At 71.1% G+C, this 20,445-nt stretch carries 17 protein-coding genes; 10 read left to right on the plus strand and 7 right to left on the minus strand.

The window, feature by feature from the left end:
* Positions 1-95 precede the first annotated feature (95 nt).
* The 3 genes from IE226_RS14745 (at position 96) to IE226_RS14755 (ending at position 4,239) form a co-directional block, all read left to right on the plus strand.
* Positions 96-2,315, plus strand: coding sequence for an NADP-dependent isocitrate dehydrogenase (locus IE226_RS14745; protein WP_190081649.1), 2,220 nt, complete (start codon positions 96-98; stop codon positions 2,313-2,315).
* A gap of 100 nt (positions 2,316-2,415) precedes the next feature.
* Positions 2,416-2,952, plus strand: coding sequence for a GNAT family N-acetyltransferase (locus IE226_RS14750; protein ID WP_190081650.1), 537 nt, complete (start codon positions 2,416-2,418; stop codon positions 2,950-2,952).
* A 96-nt stretch (positions 2,953-3,048) separates the two neighbouring features.
* Positions 3,049-4,239, plus strand: coding sequence for an acyl-CoA dehydrogenase family protein (locus IE226_RS14755; protein WP_190081651.1), 1,191 nt, complete (start codon positions 3,049-3,051; stop codon positions 4,237-4,239).
* A 37-nt stretch (positions 4,240-4,276) separates the two neighbouring features.
* Here IE226_RS14755 and IE226_RS14760 read toward each other — a convergent pair whose 3' ends face one another.
* Entirely contained in the window at positions 4,277-4,774 is a 498-nt protein-coding gene (locus IE226_RS14760; protein ID WP_373306955.1) for an ATP-binding protein, read from the minus strand.
* 174 nt (positions 4,775-4,948) lie between these two features.
* Between IE226_RS14760 and IE226_RS14765 the strand changes: the two genes are divergently transcribed.
* Positions 4,949-5,326 carry an STAS domain-containing protein gene (locus IE226_RS14765; RefSeq protein WP_190081652.1) on the plus strand — a complete coding sequence of 126 codons (378 nt, stop codon included), beginning with the start codon at positions 4,949-4,951 and terminating at the stop codon, positions 5,324-5,326.
* Between the two features lie 32 nt (positions 5,327-5,358).
* Here the strand turns inward: IE226_RS14765 and IE226_RS14770 are convergent, their stop codons facing one another.
* The 6 genes from IE226_RS14770 to IE226_RS14795 are packed head-to-tail and all read right to left on the minus strand — an operon-like array spanning position 5,359 to position 11,120.
* Positions 5,359-6,969, minus strand: coding sequence for a SpoIIE family protein phosphatase (locus IE226_RS14770; RefSeq protein WP_190081653.1), 1,611 nt, complete (start codon positions 6,967-6,969; stop codon positions 5,359-5,361).
* Positions 6,966-8,399 (minus strand): sensor histidine kinase, encoded by a 1,434-nt coding sequence (locus IE226_RS14775; protein WP_190081654.1) that lies wholly within the window; start codon positions 8,397-8,399, stop codon positions 6,966-6,968. Before IE226_RS14775 ends, IE226_RS14770 begins: the two co-directional genes overlap by 4 nt.
* 21 nt (positions 8,400-8,420) lie before the next feature.
* Positions 8,421-9,494: an ATP-binding SpoIIE family protein phosphatase gene (locus tag IE226_RS14780; RefSeq protein ID WP_229870933.1), complete on the minus strand. Its 1,074-nt coding sequence runs from the start codon at positions 9,492-9,494 to the stop codon at positions 8,421-8,423.
* Positions 9,482-9,904, minus strand: a complete 423-nt coding sequence (locus IE226_RS14785) for an ATP-binding protein (RefSeq protein ID WP_373306956.1) — start codon at positions 9,902-9,904, stop codon at positions 9,482-9,484. Before IE226_RS14785 ends, IE226_RS14780 begins: the two co-directional genes overlap by 13 nt.
* Positions 9,901-10,272, minus strand: coding sequence for an STAS domain-containing protein (locus tag IE226_RS14790; protein ID WP_190081655.1), 372 nt, complete (start codon positions 10,270-10,272; stop codon positions 9,901-9,903). The genes IE226_RS14785 and IE226_RS14790 overlap by 4 nt, the downstream gene beginning before the upstream one ends.
* Positions 10,269-11,120 (minus strand): STAS domain-containing protein, encoded by an 852-nt coding sequence (locus tag IE226_RS14795; protein WP_229870936.1) that lies wholly within the window; start codon positions 11,118-11,120, stop codon positions 10,269-10,271. The genes IE226_RS14790 and IE226_RS14795 overlap by 4 nt, the downstream gene beginning before the upstream one ends.
* Before the next feature lie 321 nt (positions 11,121-11,441).
* Here IE226_RS14795 and IE226_RS14800 point away from each other — a divergent pair, with 321 nt between their 5' ends.
* From IE226_RS14800 to IE226_RS14825, 6 genes are all read left to right on the plus strand, one after another.
* A complete protein-coding gene (locus IE226_RS14800; protein ID WP_190081657.1) occupies positions 11,442-12,815 on the plus strand; it encodes an MFS transporter in 1,374 nt (457 codons plus the stop codon).
* 92 nt (positions 12,816-12,907) lie between these two features.
* Complete coding sequence (locus IE226_RS14805; RefSeq protein ID WP_190081658.1) at positions 12,908-13,768, plus strand: shikimate dehydrogenase; 861 nt, start codon at positions 12,908-12,910, stop codon at positions 13,766-13,768.
* Positions 13,769-14,500: 732 nt separating this feature from the next.
* Complete coding sequence (locus IE226_RS14810; RefSeq protein ID WP_190081659.1) at positions 14,501-16,315, plus strand: bifunctional sugar phosphate isomerase/epimerase/4-hydroxyphenylpyruvate dioxygenase family protein; 1,815 nt, start codon at positions 14,501-14,503, stop codon at positions 16,313-16,315.
* Positions 16,316-16,374: 59 nt separating this feature from the next.
* Positions 16,375-17,034: a TetR/AcrR family transcriptional regulator gene (locus IE226_RS14815; RefSeq protein WP_190081660.1), complete on the plus strand. Its 660-nt coding sequence runs from the start codon at positions 16,375-16,377 to the stop codon at positions 17,032-17,034.
* 132 nt (positions 17,035-17,166) lie between these two features.
* Positions 17,167-18,120: an oxygenase MpaB family protein gene (locus tag IE226_RS14820; protein WP_190081661.1), complete on the plus strand. Its 954-nt coding sequence runs from the start codon at positions 17,167-17,169 to the stop codon at positions 18,118-18,120.
* Positions 18,102-20,360 (plus strand): serine/threonine-protein kinase, encoded by a 2,259-nt coding sequence (locus IE226_RS14825; protein WP_190081662.1) that lies wholly within the window; start codon positions 18,102-18,104, stop codon positions 20,358-20,360. The genes IE226_RS14820 and IE226_RS14825 overlap by 19 nt, the downstream gene beginning before the upstream one ends.
* The last annotated feature ends 85 nt before the right edge of the window (positions 20,361-20,445 follow it).

The raw sequence follows: 20,445 nt of genomic DNA on the forward strand, positions 1-20,445 counted from the left end.
CTGTGACGTACGGAATCGGGGCCGCTTCGTGACGGGAGGCGATCACGAGATATCTTGATGTCGAGCAATGTTGCAGACGTGGAGCGGAGCACCCGGTGACTGACTCGACCATCATCTACACCCAGACCGACGAGGCCCCTGCCCTCGCGACCTATTCGTTCTTGCCGGTGGTCAGGGCCTACGCCTCGACGGCCGGGGTCGGCGTGGAGAGCCGTGACATCTCCCTGGCGGGGCGCATCATCGCTCTCTTCCCCGAGTTCCTCGAGGAGAGCCAGCGCATCGACGACGCCCTCGCCGAGCTCGGCGAGCTGGCCAAGACGCCCGGCGCGAACATCATCAAGCTGCCGAACATCTCGGCCTCGATCCCGCAGCTGAAGGCGGCCGTCGCCGAGCTCCAGTCGCAGGGCTACGCGCTGCCGAACTACCCGGACGACCCGAAGACCGACGCGGAGAAGGACATCCGCGCCCGTTACGACAAGGTCAAGGGCAGCGCCGTCAACCCGGTCCTGCGCGAGGGCAACTCCGACCGCCGCGCCCCCGCCTCGGTGAAGAACTACGCCAAGGCGCACCCGCACCGCATGGGCGCCTGGACGGCCGACTCGAAGACGAACGTCGCCACCATGGGCGTCGACGACTTCCGCTCCACGGAGAAGTCCGCCGTCCTCGCCGAGGCCGACACGCTGCGCATCGAGTTCACCGGCGAGGACGGCAGCACCACCGTGCTGCGCGAGTCCGTACCGGTCCTCGCGGGCGAGGTCGTCGACGCCTCCGTGCTGCGCGTGGCCAAGCTGCGCGAGTTCCTCACCGCGCAGATCGCCAAGGCCAAGGCCGACGGCGTGCTGTTCTCCGTGCACCTCAAGGCCACGATGATGAAGGTCTCCGACCCGATCATCTTCGGTCACGTCGTGCGCGCCTTCTTCCCGAAGACCTTCGCCGCGTACGGCGAGACCCTGGCCGGCGCGGGCCTGACCCCGAACGACGGCCTCGGCGGGATCCTCAACGGCCTCGGCGCGCTGCCCGAGGGCGAGCAGATCAAGGCGTCCTTCGAGGCCGAGCTGGCCGAGGGCCCCGAGCTCGCGATGGTCGACTCGGACAAGGGCATCACGAACCTGCACGTGCCGTCGGACGTCATCGTCGACGCCTCGATGCCCGCGATGATCCGCACCTCCGGCCACATGTGGGGCCCGGACGGCGGCGAGCACGACACCCTCGCGGTGCTTCCCGACTCCAGCTACTCCGGCGTGTACCAGGTCGTCATCGACGACTGCCGCGCCAACGGCGCCTTCGACCCGGCGACGATGGGCTCCGTGCCCAACGTCGGCCTCATGGCGCAGAAGGCCGAGGAGTACGGCAGCCACGACAAGACCTTCGAGCTCGCCGCGCCCGGCACGGTGCGCGTGCTGAACCAGGCCGGCGACGTCGTCCTGGAGCAGGCCGTCTCCACCGGCGACATCTTCCGGATGTGCCAGACCAAGGACGCCCCGATCCGCGACTGGGTCAAGCTGGCCGTCAACCGCGCCCGCGCGACCGGCTCGCCCGCCGTGTTCTGGCTCGACGAGACCCGCGCGCACGACGCGCAGCTCATCGAGAAGGTCAAGGCGTACCTGCCCGAGCACGACACCGAGGGCCTGCAGATCGAGATCATGTCGCCGGTGGACGCGACCGCGTTCTCCCTGGAGCGCATCCGTCGCGGCGAGGACACCATCTCGGTCACCGGCAACGTGCTGCGTGACTACCTGACGGACCTGTTCCCGATCCTGGAGCTCGGCACCAGCGCCAAGATGCTCTCCATCGTTCCGCTCATGAACGGCGGCGGCCTCTTCGAGACGGGCGCGGGCGGCTCCGCCCCCAAGCACGTCCAGCAGCTGGTCCGCGAGGACTACCTGCGCTGGGACAGCCTGGGCGAGTTCCTGGCCCTGGCCTCCAGCTTCGAGCACCTCGCGCAGACCACGGACAACGCGAGCGCCCAGGTCCTCGCGGACACCCTCGACCGCGCCACGGCGACCTTCCTGGAGAACGACAAGTCGCCGACGCGTCGCCTCGGCGGCATCGACAACCGCGGCAGCCACTTCTACCTGGCCATGTACTGGGCCCAGGAGCTGGCCAAGCAGACCGCAGACGCCGAGCTCGCCAAGGAGTTCGCGCCGCTGGCCAAGACGCTGGTCGAGCAGGAGCAGACCATCGTCGACGAGCTGAACGCCGTCCAGGGCTCGCCCGCCGACATCGGCGGCTACTACCAGCCCGACCCGGCCAAGGCCGCCGCGGTGATGCGCCCGTCGCGGACGCTGAACAAGGCACTCGCCCTCCTCGGCTGAGCCCGAACGCGCCCGACACAGGCCCGCCCCGGCAGCGACACCGCTGCCGGGGCGGACCCGTATCCACCCCCGGGAACGGCGTCGGGCAGGATCACCTTCCATGGCACCGCCCCCGATCACATTCCCCTGGCCCACCACCCTGACCACGGACCGCCTCGTCCTGCGCCCGATCGAACCCGGTGACGTCCCCGCGATGACGCGCCTCTGGACGGACACGGAGGTCCGCCGCCATCTCGGCGGCCCGGTCGACGAAGAGACACTTCGCCTGCGCGAGCAGCACTGCGTCGGCGCCCGCGGCGCTTTCTGCGTGACGCTGCGTGCGGACGGGCCGGTCGTCGGCGGCGTCCAGCTGGAACCCGACCCGCGCCGGGCGGGACGCGCCGAGGTGTCGTATCAACTGCTGCCCGAGCACTGGGGGTTCGGGTACGGGCGTGAGGCGGTGGCCGCCGTGGTCGGCTGGGCGTGCGAGGCGACGGCCCTCGAAGGCTCGCAGGTGGTCGCGGTCACGCAGGAGGCCAACGGCCGGTCGCGTCGGCTGCTCGAGTCGATCGGGATGGAGCGGGCGGAGACGTTCGTCGAATGGGGCGCGGCGCAGGTCCTGTACGTCGCCGGTCCGCGGCGGCCGGATCGCCGGTGACGCGTGCGGCAATGCCCATTCCCTATTTCTGGAACGCGTTCTACTGTGTGCGCCGTCAAGCCCGAGCCGGGAGAGCCAGCGAACGCAGGAGGGGCCGTGCACCTCGAATACACGCCTGAGCAGCGGCAGTTGCGCACCGAGCTGCGCGCGTACTTCGCCGAGCTGGTGCCCGACAACCCCTACGCGCGATACGACGACCCCGCAGCGCAGAAGCAGTTCTACCGGGAGACCATCCGCAGGCTCGGCGCCGACGGCTGGCTCGGGGTCGGCTGGCCCGAGGAGTACGGCGGGCGCGGGCTCTCGCCGATGGAGCAGTTCATCTTCTTCGACGAGGCAGCCCAGGCAGGCGTCCCGCTGCCGCTGATGGCCCTGAACACCGTCGGACCGACCCTGATGCGGTACGGCACCGACGAACAGAAGGCGTACTTCCTGCCCAAGATCCTCTCGGGTGAGCTGGACTTCGCCATCGGCTACAGCGAGCCGGACGCGGGCACCGACCTCGCGGCCCTGAAGACGAGGGCGGTCAGGGAGGGCGACGAGGACACGGGCCACTACACGGTCAACGGGCAGAAGATCTGGACGACCAACGGCGACACCGCCGACTGGGTCTGGCTCGCCGTGCGCACCGACCCCGACGCCCCCGCCCACAAGGGCATCACCATGCTCCTCGTGCCGACCTCGGACCCCGGATACTCCTGCACCATCATCAACACCCTCGCCTCGCACGACACCACGGCCAGCTACTACGAGAACATCCGCGTCCCGGTCTCGCGCCGCGTGGGCGAGGAGAACAAGGGCTGGCGGCTCATCACCAACCAGCTCAACCACGAACGCGTCACCCTCGCCGCGCACGGCACCATGGCCATCCGCGCCTTCCACGACGTGCAGCGCTGGGCCGCCGACACCAAGCTCGCCGACGGGCGCCGCGTCATCGACCTCGGCTGGGTGCGCGGGCGGCTGGCCCGGACGCACGCCAAGCTGGACGCGATGAAACTCCTCAACTGGCAGATGGTGAACGCCGTCCAGGAAGGCACCCTCACCCCCCAGGACGCCTCTGCCGTGAAGGTCTACGGCTCCGAGGCGCGCAGGGAGGCGTACGCCTGGCTCATGGAGGTGGTCGGCTCGGCGGGCGCCCTCAAGGAAGGCTCCGCGGGCGCCGTGCTCCACGGCGAACTGGAACGCGGCTACCGCAGCGCCGTCATCTTCACCTTCGGCGGCGGCAACAACGAGATCCAGCGCGAGATCATCTCCTGGATCGGCCTGGGGATGCCGCGAGTACGCCGCTGACCCGGGGCCCTTTCCTCCGCTGCTCCCTGACCGGTCCTCACCGGTCGTCGTGCAGGGCGATGCTGACCGTGACGCTCTTGCCGACATTCTCGTGCCGCACCTCGAAGCGCTGGGCCACGGCCAGCACGATCTCCAGTCCGTGCTGGCCCACCCGGCCCGTGTCGGCGGCACGGGCCTGCGGCAGGACCGCCCCGGAGTCCCATACCGCCACCTCGACCGTTCCGTCGACGATACGCAGGTCCACCAGGACGGGGCCGGGAGCGTACTTGAGGGCGTTGGTCACCAGCTCGCTCACGACCAACTGCGTCAGATCCGTGGCGCGCCGCGAGACCCGCAGGCCGTGATCGGCCTGTATCCGGGCCAGGAAGCCGGCGGCCAGATGCCGTGCCCTGCCGATGCATTCGCTGGTCCCGTCCAGCTCGAAGGCGAACTCCGCGAACTCCGCAGTCCCAGCGATCTCACCGGTCTCTGCGGTCCCAGCGGTCCCAGCGGTCTCCGTGGCCGGTTCGTCCGGCGCTCTGCCGTCGTCACGCACGGCCCGGCCCGCAGATCATTCGCCCCATCTACCCGTTCCCGATCGTGCCGGCGATTCATGCCCGCGATGTTGGCCCGGTGCCCCTTGCGTACGTCCTCCCCGAACTGCCGGGCATCGTGTGTACGTTACCGCCGCGAGGACACACAGGGCCCGAAATGTGCAAGCATCGTCAGCATGTCTGAGGAACGAATGGCAAGCAGCGAACGAGCCCGGCAGGTCGAACAGTTCTCCATCGTGTCCACGCCGCTCGACGACGTCACCGTTCTCACGCTCGCCGGCGAGATCGACCTGGACACCAGCGTCCACGTACGCCAGGCGCTCGAAGCAGTCGGCGCGCCCGGTGCCCGCGTCGTCATCGATCTGCGCCGGGTCACCTTCATAGACTCCAGCGGCATCAACGTCTTCATCGCAGGTCACCGGGCTCTCACCGAGGTGGGCGGCAGGCTGCGGCTCGCCGGCCCCGCGGAGCCCGTGGCCCGAACACTGGAGATCGTCGGCATCGACACCCTCGTCGACATCTTTCCCACGCTCGGCGAGGCCCTCGACAGCTGACCCCTCCCGCGCCCCCTCCTCGGCCCGGCCGTTCATGATCCGTGCAAGTCGGCGGCGAGCAACGCGATGTCGTCGTCCTTGCCCCTGCCGAACGTGTCCAGGAGATGGTCGCTGAGGTCCTGCAGCCCGGCAGGACCGGTCGTGACCGCTTCCATGAAGGCGTCGAGCGTGGTGTTCAGCGACGTGTTGCGCACCTCCACCAGGCCGTCGGTGACGAGCAGCAGCCGGGTGCCCGGCGGTGTGGCCAGGGTCGTCGGGGCCGGGTGGGGCGCACGCAGCCCGAGTATCGGTCCGTGCGGAGTGTGGAAGCGCGCGCTGCCGTCCGGGCCGACGAGGAGCGGGGGGATGTGACCGGCGTTGGCGATCTGCACACGCCGGCCCCCCGTCTCGACGAGGACCAGGCAGAGGGTGGCCGTCACGGTCGGGTGAGAGTGGGCCAGGAGGGCTTCGAGGCGGTCGAGGACCTGCTGCGGCGGGTGTCCTTCGATGGCGTAGGCGCGCAGCGCGTGGCGCAGCCCGCCCATCACGATGGCCGCGCCGAGCGAGTGGCCCAGTACATCGCCTATCGCCAGCAACAGGCCGTCGTCGGTGGGGATCGCCTCGTAGAAATCGCCGCCGATCTCCGCGTTCTCGGAGGCGGGCAGATAGCGGAAGGCCAGGTCGACGCCGTCGACCGCGGGAAGATCGTTCGGCAGCAGGGAGCGTTGCAGGGCGAGGGCGAGCGTGTGTTCCTCGTTGTAGGTCCGCAGCGCTTCGAGCGCCAGCGCGCAGGCGTGGGCCAGCTGTTGGAGAAGGTGTTCGTCGTCCGTCCCGGTGAGCGCGTCGGCGGGGACGGCGAGGCAGACAGGGGGGCGCCCGCGCTTGGTCCGCGCCACCGCCATGGCGATGTGCCCGCCGAGGTGCCCGGTGCCGAGCAAAGCCTGCCACTGCCCCCGCGCGATCCGGGTGACCGTCGCACCGGTGCCGTCGCCCAGGCTCTGCTGGAGCAGCCGGTCGAGAACATCCGGCCGTGCCGCGTACGTCCGGACCGGGGCGGTCGGCCCGTCGCTCGTGCTGTGCACCGCCTGCCCTTCGGGCGACAGGAAGACCGCGCCGGCCGGGGATGACAGCAGCCGCGCGGCGCCCGAGGTGGCCGCGGAGGCGAAGGAGTGGAAGCCGACGGCGCTGTAGACGGACATGGTCGCCTGGTTGAGGGTGAGGAGCTGCCCCGCGAGTTGCTCCGCCCGGCGCCGCGCTCTCGCGTAGCGCAGCGTGGCGGTGACCGTGGCGAGCAGCTCGCCGGGGTCGAGGGGCTGGTTGAGGTAGGTGTCCGCGCCCCGCCGAAGCCCTTCGGCGTGATCCTCCGCGCTGACGGCCGACGCGGAGATGTGGATGACGGGCAGGGCGGTGGTGCGGGCGTTGCTCTTGATCTGCTCGCTCAGCTCGAAGCCGCTCATGTCCGGCAGGCGCACGTCCACGATGGCGATCTCCGGCAGGGGGGCGTCTGCCGCGGCGAGGTGCTTGAGGCCCTCGCCCGCGTCCTTCGCGCCGATCACGACGTGGCCCGCGCGCTCCAGCCAACTGGTGAGGAGGTAGAGGTTGGTCTCGCTGTCCTCGACGACCAGGATGGTGGCGGGATCGGTGTCCCGGGAGCTGTCGGTCACTGGGTGCCTCCGCCGGTCTCGTCGCCGTGGTCGCCTTGTCCGTGCACCGGGAGGAGCACCTCCACGCGTGTGCCGACCCCCGGAGTGCTGGTGAGCTTGATTGTGCCCCCCAGGAGTTCGGTGAGGGTGCGGGCGTAGGGGAGGCCGAGGCCGGTTCCCGCGTGCCCGCTCTGATGGGGGCCCCGGACCTGGTAGAACTCCTCGAAGACACGGCCGATTTCCGCTGCCGGGATCCCGACTCCCGTGTCGGTGATCGTGACGTGCAGCGACGGCGAAGGCCCGTCCTCGGTCACCGCGACGTCCAGCCGCACTTCACCCTCATCGGTGAACTTGCAGGCGTTGGACATCAGATTGCGCAGGACGTGCGTGAGGAGTTTCTCGTCCGTGATCACCGTGGGGAGATCCCGCAGGTCCGGGGTGACGAGACAGACCCCCTTGCCTCCGTAGGTGCCCTCGAAAGTGGCGCTCAGCTGGGTCACGAGCAGCCGCAGATCGACCGGGCCGCGCTCGACGTCGAGCAGGCCCGATTCGGCTTTGACGACGTCCAGCAGATCGCTGACGAGGGACAGGACCGTCTGCCCCGACGCCTCGATCAGTTTGATCTGCTGTCGTTGTTCGGCCGAGACCGGCTCCGAACCGGCGTCCAGCAACAGGCGGGCCAGGGCGACGACGGAGTTGATCGGTGCGCGCAGTTCATGGCTGATGTTGGTCCAGAACCGCGTCTTCGCCTCGCTGGCCTCCCGGATCTGCCGGGACTTCTCGTCCAGTTCCGAATGCAGGGCGAGCACACCGATGTTGGTGGTCTCGAGCTCCTTGGCGAGCTCGGAGTAGAGGGCGAGCACTCCCTGGTTGGTCTCCTCGAGCTCCCTGTTGAGCCGGCGCAGGTCCTCACGCTGGGCCCGGGTCTCCTCCAGCGTCGCGACCAGATCCCGGGTCTGGGCCCTGAGGAAGTCGGCCTCCGTGGTCGCGTCGGGCTGGACCAGACACCGGACCAGGCGGTCGTCCATGTCGTCGGCCATGAGGCCGTTCGCGGGCAGCGGCTGGCGGATGCTGACGCGGCCGCGCGCCCCGTCGGACGTGTGCTCGATCGCCACGATACGGGAGACCAGTTCAAGGACCTCGGGCGTCGGCTGCCCGCGGTCCCATTCGAGCGTCACGACGAGAGTGGGCTGCTCGCCGGACTCCGAACGGAAGGAGACGGTGCCCGGGCCGCGGCCTAGCCGGTCCCGGCCCAGCTCGCTCAGTGCCGTGGCGAGGCGGACCTGGTCCTGCTGCTCCAGGCCGAGCGCCGCGGCAGCCCGCTGCGCGCCGCGCCTGAGCCGGAACACGTCCTGCGCCGAGGCAAGGGCGAGGGAAGCCGCCGTGGGCAGCGGGGGGCCCGCGACGGCGACCAGAGCCCCGGGGCCCTGTCGGGGAGAGTCAGCCGGCATGGCCGTCCAGCCCTTCGCTGATCACCAAACCCCCTTTGCCACCACCACACTGGCATCGTCCCGGCGTACCCCGGCTTCGCGCAACAGCTGCCCGGCCACGACGAGCGGCGAGTGGTGCAGGAGTCCGGGGAGCGCCGTGTGATCCCATCGTTCGGTGAGTCCGTCGGAATGCATGGCCAAGGCACCGCCCTCGGGCAGCGGTTCCTCGTAGGTCCGCAGTCGACGCATGTTCACGCCGACGATGCCCGGCACCGACAGCAGAGTCTTGCGTCCGTCGTGACCGAGGAGGAAGCCGCTGATGTTGCCGATGCCGCAGTACTGCACCCGTCGTGCCGCCGGGTCGATCCTGGCAACTGCCGCCGCGCCGCCCCGCGTTCCGCGCAGAGCATCGTGGATCGCTCTCATGATCCCTTCCGGGTCGGTGACGGGAGTGTCACCGAATGCCGCTACGGCAGCCGCGCTTGCCCGGGCCGCCAACGGGCCGTGTCCGAGCCCGTCGCACATCATGACCAGAACGGCGGGGCGGCCGGAGCCGGTTGTGGTGGTGTCGAGTCGCGCACTCCAGGCGTCACCACAGGTCGTCTCACCGCTGATGGGCCGTGTCATGCCGGAGACGCACTGCTGCCCGGCCGCCATGGCCGCCGTCACTCCCCGGTCGTCCGCGCGGCGGGACCAGAACTGCGCCGCCATGACCGTCCCCTTGCCGGGCACGGAATGGACGTCGAAGTGGTCGGCGAGCCTGGCCACGGCGCCGAGTCCGATGCCGAGCGACCCGGCGCTGGAGGCCCCGTCGGTCAGCGAGGCGGCCACGTCGGCCATGCCGGGCCCCGAGTCGACGGTGACGAACTCGACCGCGGCTTCGTCATCGGTGTGCAAGGTCCGCAGCAGCAGCGCGCCGTCCGTGGCATGTCGCTGGATGTTGGTGGCGGCCTCCGTGACGGCCAGGGCGACCTCGGCGGCACGATGTGTGTCGAGGCCGATTCTCCGGGCCAGCGCGGCCGCCGCTCCGCGAGCCGACGCCGACAGGGACGGACCGTCGCGGAACCAGCTCATGTCCCTGCCGGCCAGAATGGTCCGGGTATTCACCGGGCCCACTTGATGACGGTGACCGTGGTGCCCACGCCGACCTCCGTGACGAGGTCGAACTCGTCGACGAGGCGGCGGGCGCCGCTGAGTCCCAGGCCCAGGCCGGAGCCCGAGGTCCAGCCGTCCGTCATCGCGAGATTCACGTCCGCGATGCCGGGACCGCTGTCCTCGAAGAGCGCCGCGATGCCCCGGCGGCCGTCCTTCTCGACGAGCCCCGCCTTGACGGCTCCGCCACCCCCGTAGACGAGGGTGTTGCGCGCCAGCTCGCTGGCTGCCGTGATCATTTTCGTCTGGTCGACGAGGGAGAGCCGGCACCGCTGCGCCAGGACGCGGATGGTCTGCCTGATGCTCACCACGTCCCTGTTGTGCGTGATGGCATAGATCTGCGGCGCCTCGTCAGGCAGCCAGGGCGCTGTCACGCCTCGTCCGAAATGGTGGAGCGCCGCAGCCGCGCCAGTCCCTTTTCGAGGTCGAGAGCCGTGCTCACGCCGCCCAGCGAGAGTCCGAGTTCGACGAGGGTGATGGCGACGGCGGGCCGCATCCCGACCACCACGGTCTCGGCGTCGAGCATGCGGGAGATCTCCGCGATCGTCGCCAGCATGCGCCCGACGAAGGAGTCGACGATCTCCAGCGCCGTGATGTCGATGATGACGCCGCGGGCGGCGCGGCGCACGATCTGCTCGGCCAGGTCCTCCTGCAACCGCAGGACGGTCTGGTCCTCCAGGTCGAACTGGATGGAGACCACGAGCACCTCGCCGATCCGCAGGATCGGTACCCGCTCGGTCACAGCTGCCCGGCCTTGCGGGCGACCATCTCGACGCCCGACTTCCTCAGGGCCAGCTTGAGCGCGTCCGCGAGGCTCGCCTTGGTGACGATGCCGTCGAACTCGATGCCGAGCGCCACGATCGTCTGCGCGATCTGCGGGCGGATGCCGGAGACGGTGCACTCGGCACCCATGAGGCGGGCCGCGACGATGGTCTTCAGGAGATGCTGGGCCACCTGGGTGTCCACCGCCGGTACGCCGGTGATGTCGATGATGGCCTGCTCGGAACCGGTCTCCACCAGCGCCTGCAGCAGCTTCTCCATGACGACCTGGGTCCGCGCGGAGTCCAGCGTGCCCACCAGGGGAACGGCGATGACGCCGTCCCACAGCCGCACCACGGGCGTGGACAGTTCCATCAGCTGTTCGGCCTGCGCGGAGATGAGCTCCTCACGGGTCTGTGTGTACGTCTCGATCGTGAACAGGCCGAGCCCGTCCAGTACGCGGCTGAGGCGTCCGAAGGCACGGATCTCCTCGGAGGTCCCGTCCTGGAGCACGGGTTCGAGGACCTGCTTCAGCGCGAATACGCCCACCGCCGTCTCCGTGGGCGAGAACCCCTGCCGTGCGCGGTTTCTCGACAGCTCCGTCAGCAGGGCCCGCACTTCCGACATCTGCTCGTCGTGCACGTCGGCGGCGCCCTGGCCCAGCGCCTGCACCAGCGCTTCGTGCAACTCGCCCAGCTCACGGCTCAGTTCGGCGACACTCACCCGGCCTTTCAGCGTGCCCGCGACCTGCTTAACCCATTCACCGGCCACGTCCCGCCCCTCGACCGACAGCAACCCCACCAGCTCGACCGCAGTGCCCTGTTCAGCCACGTGACTACCCCCCACATCTGTCATATTCGACCTCGCGCCGCAGCGTACGGCACGGGCAGGTGACGAAAGAGCTGATCCGGTGAAGCTCACCGATCCGGGTTTCCCATGCCGGTCATTCCGTGCGGCGCGATGTATTGACACGGTCCGGGGGGCGGGGCCAGCATCACTCCCACGTTAATTAACTACCTAGTGCGTTAACTGAAAGCACGTGCCGGGTGCGCACCGCTCGCCACCCGTACCGGCGTCCCACGGCGCCGACCCCCGTCCCCCGCGCCCCGCCCGAACCCCGACGGCCGGGCCGCTCTCCACCGAGGAGTTCACGTGTCCGCTCACCCACAGGCCGACCAGGACCCGGCCGTCCCGCCCCGGGGCAGGCCGCGCAAGGCAGCCTTCGCCGCCTGGATCGGCAGCGCGCTGGAGTACTACGACTTCTTCATCTACGGCAGCGCCGCCGCCCTGGTCTTCCCCAAGGTCTTCTTCGACCCGGACGATCCGGCCACCGCCACCCTGATCTCCCTGGCGACCTTCGGCGTCGCCTACGCGGCCCGCCCGCTCGGAGCCCTCGTGCTCGGCCACTTCGGCGACCGGCTCGGCCGCCGCAAGATCATGGTCTGGACGCTGATCCTGATGGGGCTCTCCACCTTCCTCATCGGCTGTCTGCCCACGTACGCGCAGGTCGGCACCATCGCTCCGGTGCTGCTCGTGCTGATGCGGGTCTTCCAGGGCCTGTCCGCGGCCGGCGAGCAGGCCAGCGCCAACGCGATGACGCTGGAGCACGCGCCCGAACACCGGCGCGGCTACTACACGAGCTTCACCCTCAACGGGACCCAGGCCGGCCAGCTGCTCGCGACCCTCGTCTTCGTGCCGGTCGCCGCACTGCCGGACGAGCAGCTCTACAGCTGGGGCTGGCGCATTCCGTTCCTGCTCAGCGCCTTGGTCGCCGTCGCCGGGTACGTCATCCGGCGCACCCTGGAGGAGACCCCCGTCTTCCAGCAGGTCTCGGCCGAGCAGAAGGTGGCCAAGATGCCGCTGGCGGAGCTGCTCAGGAACCACTGGGCGGACGTGCTGCGGGTCGTCGCGGCAGCACTGATCGCGACGGTCAGCACGATCTTCTCCGTCTGGGCCCTCTCGTACGCCACGAGTGACGCGGTCGGCCTCGACAAGACGGGCATGCTCTGGGTCGCGGGCAGCGCCAACGCGGTCGCCCTGCTCGCCATCCCCCTCTGGGCCAGGCTCTCGGACCGGATCGGCCGCAAGCCCGTCTTCCTCGGCGGCGCGATCGGCAGCGGGGTGATGATCTTCGTCTACCTGTGGGCGATCTCGACCGGCAGCTACCCGCTGGTCTTCGTCACCGGAGTGCTCCTGTTCGGCGTCGTCTACAGCGCGGCCAACGGCATCTGGCCCTCCTTCTACGGCGAGATGTTCCCCGCAAGCGTCCGCCTTTCCGGCATGGCCGTCGGCACTCAGATCGGGTTCGCCGTCGCCGGGTTCGCGGTGACCTTCGCGGCACAGATCGCGGGTCCGGACGGCGACAACTGGCTCGGCGTCGCGATCTTCACCGCCGCCTTCTGCGTGATCTGCGCGATCGCGGTGGCCACCGGGCGCGAGACGTACCGCGTGCCCACGGCCGAACTCGGCCTGCGCGGCGGGGAGTCGAAGGCGCGGGCGACGGCGCCCGAGACCGCCGCCCTCTGAAGCCTCCGCATCCCGCCGAGGCCCTTCGAACCGGGCGCTCCGACCGCGACAGCGTGACCGGCAGCGCCACGCCGACCCCACAGGAACACTTGATGACCTCGTACCTCACCGGCCTGATCGGCTCCGGTATCGGCCCTTCCCTGAGCCCCGCCCTGCACGAACGAGAGGCGGACCGGCACGGTGTGCGCCTCGTCTACCGCACCCTCGACATCGACGAGCTGGGCGTGGCGCCCGAGGCCGTCGGCGAACTGGTACGTGCCGCCCGCCGTCTTGGGTTCGACGGGCTGAACATCACGCACCCCTGCAAGCAGCTGGTCATCGAGCACCTGGACGAACTGGCACCCGAGGCGGCCCGGCTCGGCGCGGTGAACACCGTCGTCTTCAGGGGCGGACGTGCCGTGGGGCACAACACCGACGCCACCGGCTTCGCCCAGTCCTTCGCCCGCGGCCTCGCCGACGCGCCGACCGGCGATGTCGTGCAGCTCGGCGCGGGCGGGGCGGGCGCCGCCGTGGCGCACGCCCTGCTCAACCTCGGCGTCGACCGGATCACCCTGGTCGACACCGATCCGGCCCGTGCCGCCGTCCTCGCCGCCGCGCTGACCGCGCGCTTCGGGGCCGGCCGTGCGGTGTCCGCGCCGAGCGGCGCCGTGGCGGAGTGCCTCGCCGGCGCGGATGGCCTGGTGCATGCCACGCCGACCGGTATGGCGGCCCACCCCGGCCTGCCTCTGCCGGTCGGCCTGCTCAGGCCCGGGCTCTGGGTGGCCGAGGTCGTCTACCGGCCACTGGAGACCGAGCTGTTGCGGGAGGCGCGCGCCATCGGCTGCCGCACCCTCGACGGCGGCGGCATGGCCGTCTTCCAGGCAGCCGACGCCTTCCGACTCTTCACCGGCCTCGAACCGCACACCGGCCCGATGCTCGCCGACTTCGGCGAGCTGGCCACTTCCCCGGCTTGAGCGCGTCCGGCTCGGCCGTCGTCGGCAGGGGGCATCGGCTCGCCCGTTGTCGACCGGGCGCATCAGGCTCGGCCGTTGCCGGCCCGGCGGTTCCTGGTCCGGCTGCTGTCGGTCCGGTGGCTTACGGTCCGGCGGCTCTTGGCCCGATGGCTGCGGGTCCGGCCGTTGTCGGCCTGGCGGCCCCGGCCCCCGTGGCTTCTGGCCTGGCGGCTTCTGGCCCGTCGGCTTCCGGCGGCTTTCGGTCTGGCCGTTGTCGGTCCGGGGGCTCCCGACTCCGTGGCTTCCGGCCCCGTGGTTTCCGGCCCGGCGGATTCTGGTCCGGCGGCTCTTGGTCCGGTCGTTGCCGGTCCGGCGGCTTCCGGCCGCGTGGCTTCTGGCCCCGTGGCTTCCGGTCGGGCGGTTTCTGGTCCGGCTGCTGTCGGTCCGGTGGCTTCGGGGTCGACCGTTGTTGGCCCGGAGGCTCCCGACCCGGCGGCTTCTGGACCGGCCGTTCCCGGGCCGGGGGCTCCAGACCCCGCAGCTTCCGGACCGGCGGTTTCCGGCCCGGGGGCAGCTGGGCCGGCGGCTCTTGGGCCGGTGGTTCCTGGGCCGCCGCTGTCGGCCCAAGGGCTTTCGGTCCCGCCGTTCACGGCTCGGCGGGTCCGGCGGCGGCCATGGCCCGACCGTATCCGCGCAACCGCTCATCCGCCCCTACCTTCCTCACCCATCAACCCGGCCCGACAGAAGGACACCATGCGTAAATCCATCGCCACTGTCTCGCTCAGCGGTCCGCTCTCCGAGAAGCTCACCGCCGTTGCCACCGCCGGATTCGACGGCGTGGAGATCTTCGAGAACGATCTTCTCGGCGGGCCGCTCAGTCCCGAGGAAGTGCGGCTGCGCTGTGCCGATCTGGGGCTTGGCATCGACCTCTATCAGCCGTTCCGTGACTTCGAGGCCGTCCCCGCCGATGTGCTTGCCCGCAATCTGCGGCGCGCGGAACGCAAGTTCGCCGTGATGGAGCGCCTCGGCGCCGACCTGCTCCTCGTCTGCTCCAGCGTCGCCCCCGACGCGGTCGACGACGACGCGCTCGCCGCCGAGCAGCTGCGGCAGCTCGCCGACCGGGCGGCCGACCACGGCATCCGTATCGCCTACGAGGCGCTGGCCTGGGGCCGGCATGTCAGCACGTACGACCACGCCTGGCGCATCGTCGAGCAGGCGGACCACCCCGCCCTCGGCACCTGCCTCGACAGCTTCCACATCCTCTCCCGCGGCTCCGACCCCAAGGGCATCGCGGACATCCCCGGCGAGAAGATCTTCTTCCTGCAACTCGCGGACGCGCCGCTGATGGCGATGGACGTACTGCAGTGGAGCAGGCACTACCGCTGCTTCCCCGGCCAGGGCGGGTTCGACCTCGCCCCGCTGGTGGCCGCCACGGTGCGGGCCGGATACCGGGGGCCCCTGTCGCTCGAAGTGTTCAACGACGTCTTCCGGCAGGCGGCGGCAGCCTCCACCGCCGTCGACGCGCTCCGCTCGCTGCTCCTCCTGGAGGAGTCGGCCGGTCTCTCCGCACTGCCCGCCGCGCCCGTGCCCTCCGGCATCGCCTTCGCCGAGCTGACCGCGGCCGACACCGAACCGCTGCGCGGAGTGCTCGGCGCCCTGGGCTTCGCCCACACCGCACGGCACACCTGGAAGCCGGTCGAGCTGTGGGAACAGGGCGAGGCCCGGATCCTGCTCAACACCGGTGTCAGCGGCCGCAGGCAGGGCCCGGCGCTGACCGCGCTCGGCGTGGAGACCTCCGCCCCGGACCTGGCCGCGCGGCGCGCCGAGGCGGTGCTCGCACCCGTCGTGCCGCGCCGCCGGGCCCCGCTCGACGCCCCGCTGGACGCGGTCGCCGCACCGGACGGCACCGAGGTCTTCTTCTGCCGTACCGGGCAGCCCGACCACCCCAGCTGGACCGGTGACTTCACCGACGTACCGCCGAGCGCCCTGCCCGGCGGACCGGGCGAACCGGCCCCCGCCCTCGCCTCCATCCGGCACATCGACCACATCGCGCTCACCCAGCCCTGGCACCAGTTCGACGAGGCGGCGCTGTTCCACCGGGGCGTACTGGGCCTGGCGGCGGCCGACAGCCTCGACCTCGCCGACCCCTACGGACTCGTGCGCAGCCGTGCCGTCGCGTCGCCCGACGGCGGTGTGCGCATCGTCCTCAACGTCGCGCCCGCGCCGGACGCCGACGACACCCGCCTCCAGCACATCGCCCTGGCGACGGACGACATCGTCGGCGCCGCCCGGCGCCTGAAGGAACAGGGCGCGGGTCTGCTGCCGATCTCCGCCAACTACTACGACGACCTCGACGCCCGTCACGAGTTCGAGCCGGGGCGGCTGGCCACCATGGCGGAGCTCGGCATCCTCTACGACCGGGACGGGGACGGCGAGTTCTTCCACTGCTACACGGCCACCGTCGGGCGGGTCTTCTTCGAGCTGGTGCAGCGGACCGGCGGCTACCGGGGTTACGGCGCCCAGAACGCGGCCGTACGGCTCGCCGCCCAGCATCTTCGGCAGCAGTAGCAGCGATCTTCACCGGCATTAGACTGACCGGCGCCCGAGAGTCCGCCCTGAGGAGCTGCATGGCCGCCGCCGTACCCCAGCCGTCCCCGCCCGCCAAGCGAACCCGGGACGCGGCCCGTACGCAGGGGGAGATCCTCGACGTGGCCACCGAGGAGTTCGCCCGCATGGGGTACGCGGGGGCCAGGGTGGACGAGATCGCCGCCCGTATGCGGACCACGAAGCGGATGATCTACTACTACTTCGGCAGCAAGGACCGGCTGTTCACCGCGGTCCTGGAGCGGGCGTACAAGGTCATCCGGGACGAGGAGCAGCAGCTCGACGTCGGGCATCTGGACCCGGTGTCCGCCATCCGCCGCCTCGCCGAGCTCACCTTCGACCACCACGAGGCACACCCGGACTTCATCCGCCTCGTCAGCATCGAGAACATCCACGAGGCACAGCACATCGCCGCCTCGCCGAGCCTGGGCTCCCTGAGCTCCCCGGCGATCGACGTCATCGCCTCCATCCTCGAGGCCGGGCGCGAGCAGGGTGTGTTCACGGCCGACGTGGACGCCGTCGACCTGCACGCGATGATCAGCTCGTTCTGTTTCTTCCGGGTCTCCAACCGGCAGACGTTCCGCGCGCTCTTCGGCCGTGACCTCACCGAGGCGTCCCGCCGCGAGCACTACCGGACGATGCTGGGGGACATGGTCATCTCCTACCTGACCTCGACCGCCTGACCTCGGCAGTTTGATCGCGCGTCGGCACCGGCCGGGGAGCCGCTGCCCGCGCTTGGCGCGCCAACCCCGTGGTGCGTGCGGCGTGTTGAGGCCGGCACCGCGCGGCGTAGCCTGCGCTCAGGAGGTGGTTGTATGTGCGAGGCATCCTCATCGGGGCACCCGGCACCGGCAGACCCGGGCCTCTTCGGCCCCTCGTCCGTGACCTGGCAGCTGCACGGCGACCCGATGATGTGGGTCGCCGGGATACGCGCCCTGTATCTGCAGGCCCTGCACCCCCGAGCGGTGCGCGGCGTCATGCAGAACTCGGATTTCCGCAGGGACGCCTGGGGCCGCCTCATGCGTACCGCGAACTTCGTGGGCACCACCACGTACGGCACCCGCGAGGTCGCCGAGCACGCGGGGGCGCGCGTGCGGAAGATACATACGATGCTGACGGCCACCGACCCGGACACGGGGGAGCGGTACGGCATAGACGAGCCGGAGCTGCTGCTCTGGGTGCACTGCGCCGAGATCGACTCCTATCTGCACGTCGCGCGCCGGTCCGGCTTCCGCCTGACCGGCGAGCTCGCCGACCGGTATGTCGCCGAACACCGGGAGAGCGCCCGGCTCGTCGGCCTCGACCCGGCGGGCGTACCGGCGTCGACCGCGGAACTCGCCGTGTACTTCGAGCGGGTACGGCCCGAACTGGCCGCGGGCCCCGAGGCGCGCGACGTCGACGACTTCCTCCGGCGGCCGCCGACCCACCCGCTCCTCGTTCCGGCGCGCGCCCTGCTGTGGCGCCGCGTGGCGAACCTGGCGTACGCCTCGCTGCCGCCCTACGCCCACGCGCTGTACGGCAGGGCCGCCCCGCCGCCCGCCACAGTGACCCGCCGGCTCGTCACCACCGGCACCATCCTGCGCACCGTCCCCGCGCGTATACGCTGGCAACTTCCCCCGAAGCACATACTGCGCGCCATGGCCAGACTCGGGCCCGGCGCCCGGCCCGCCCCGTACAAACTCGACAGAAGGCCAGCCATACTGGACGGGCCGGGGAGGGCGAGGCGAGGCAACGGGGGCGACGGCGGGAGATGGCGGACACCAGGCTGATCCAGGGCCGGTACCGGCTGCTGGACCTGATCGGGCGCGGCGGCATGGGCGAAGTGTGGCGTGCGCGCGACGAGTCCCTCGGGCGCCGGGTCGCCGTGAAGTGCCTCAAGCCGCTCGGGCCCCAGCACGACCAGTCCTTCACGCGCGTGCTGCGCGAGAGGTTCCGGCGCGAGGCACGCGTCGCGGCGGCGCTGCAGCACCGCGGCATCACCGTCGTCCACGACTTCGGGGAGCACGACGGCGTCCTGTACCTGGTCATGGAACTGCTCGAAGGCCGCAACCTCAGCCAGCTCCTTGAGGAGAACCGACAACATCCGCTGCCCGTCGCCGACGTCGTGGAGATCGCCGACCAGGTCGCCGCGGCGCTCGCCTACACCCATGAACAGGGCATCGTGCACCGGGACCTGAAGCCCGCGAACATCATGCGGCTCACGGACGGCACGGTGAAGATCTGCGACTTCGGCATCGCCAGGCTCGGCCACGACATCGGCTTCACCTCGCGCCTGACCGGCACGGGCATCGCGATGGGCACGCCGCACTACATGTCGCCCGAGCAGATCAGCGGCGACCGGGTCGACCAGCGCAGCGACCTCTACTCCTTCGGCTGCGTGCTGTACGAGATCGCCACCGGGGCGCCGCCGTTCGACATGGAGGACGCCTGGGCGGTGCTGGTCGGCCACCGGGACACGCCGCCCGAGCCGCCGCGCAGCCACCGCGACGAGCTGCCCGAGTACTTCGAGAGGATCGTCCTCGACCTGCTCGCCAAGGAACCGGACGAGCGGCCCGGCGACGCCCGCGAGCTGGGGCGCCGCATCGTCTCGGGCCGCACCGTGATTCCCGTGGTGCCCGCCGGGTCGTCGTACGTCCCGACCACCGTCACCCCGCCCCTGCGCCGCCCGGAGCAGCCGCCCTCGCGCGAGCCGCGGCTGCCCTCGTGGACCCGCGGCATGACGACCGGCCACAAGGCGAACGGCGTATCGGAGCTGCGCACGACACCGCCCGACGCGGCGGCGGGCCTGACCGGCGAGTGGATCCCGCGCACCGACGCGCGCCGGGCCGCGACCCCGCGGCAGCCCGAACGGCCCACGCCGGCACCGGAGGTGGTGGCCACCCTCGTCAGCCGGCACAACGCCGGTCTGAGCCTGGGACGCCTGGGCCGCTGGGCCGAAGCGGGCGAGGTGCACCGCGCGGTGGCCGCCGAGCGCGAGCATGCCCTCGGCCCCGACCACCCCGACACGCTCGCGAGCCGTTACGAGGTGGGCTTCACCCTCAGCCGCACAGGGCGGGCGGCCGACGCCCTGCGGGAGTACGGCCGCGTCGCGCAGGGCAGGGAGCGCACCCTGGGTCCCGAACACCCGGACACACTCGCCGCACGCCAGGAAATGGCTTACGTCATGGGGCAGTTGGGGCGACACTTCGAGGCGCACCAGATGTACACCTCGGTGCTCTCCGTACGGGAGCGGACCGCGGGCCCCGATCACCCCGACACCCTGCGCTGCCGGCACAACCTCGCCTACAACCTCAGCAGGCTCGGCCGCCTGGAGGACTCCTACCGCCTGGCCCGCGAGGTCGCCACGGCGCGGGCCCGCGTCCTCGGCGCCACCCACCCCGACACCCTCGTCACCCGGTACGAAGTCGCTTACGCCCTCGGGCAGTTGGGGCGCTGGCCCGAAGCGCTCCAGACCTACCGCGAGGTCGCCGAGGCGCGTGGGCGGGCTCTTGGCGCCGACCACCCCGACACCCTCGCCGCGCGCTACGAGGTGGGCATAAGCCTGGGCCGGCTCGGCCGCAGCGGCGAGGCCCTTGAGCTGTACCGCTCCCTGATCGATGACCGCACCCGGGTGAACGGCCCCTCCGACCCCGAGACCCTGCGCGCCCGGCACGGCCTCGGCGTCAATCTGGGCCGGCAGGGCCGCTGGGAAGAAGCCCTGGCCGAGGCGCGGGACGTCTGCGCGATCCGGGAGCGCGTTCTCGGCGGCGACCACCCCGACACGCTGGTCAGCCGCCGCGAGGTGGCCGTGGGCCTTGGCTGGCTCGGCCGCTGGGCCGACGCCCTCACCGAGTACCGCCGGGTCGCGGCCGCCCGCGAACAGGTCCTGGGCGTTTACCACCCCGACGCCCTGGCCAGCCGCAACGACGAGGCGCACTGCCTGGAGCAGCTGGGCCGCGGCACCGAGGCGGTCGAGCTCTACCGGCGGGTTGCGGCGTTGCGCCAGCGGCGGGCTACGGGCGGGGGTTGACTCGCGGGGGCGCGTTGGCTCGCGGGGCGCGTTAGTTTGCGGGGGGCGTTTCGGTTCGTGGTCCGCCTGCGGGTGGGTCGTGGCT

It is taken from the genome of Streptomyces longisporoflavus, assembly GCF_014649775.1.
In the GTDB taxonomy this organism is placed as follows: domain Bacteria; phylum Actinomycetota; class Actinomycetes; order Streptomycetales; family Streptomycetaceae; genus Streptomyces; species Streptomyces longisporoflavus.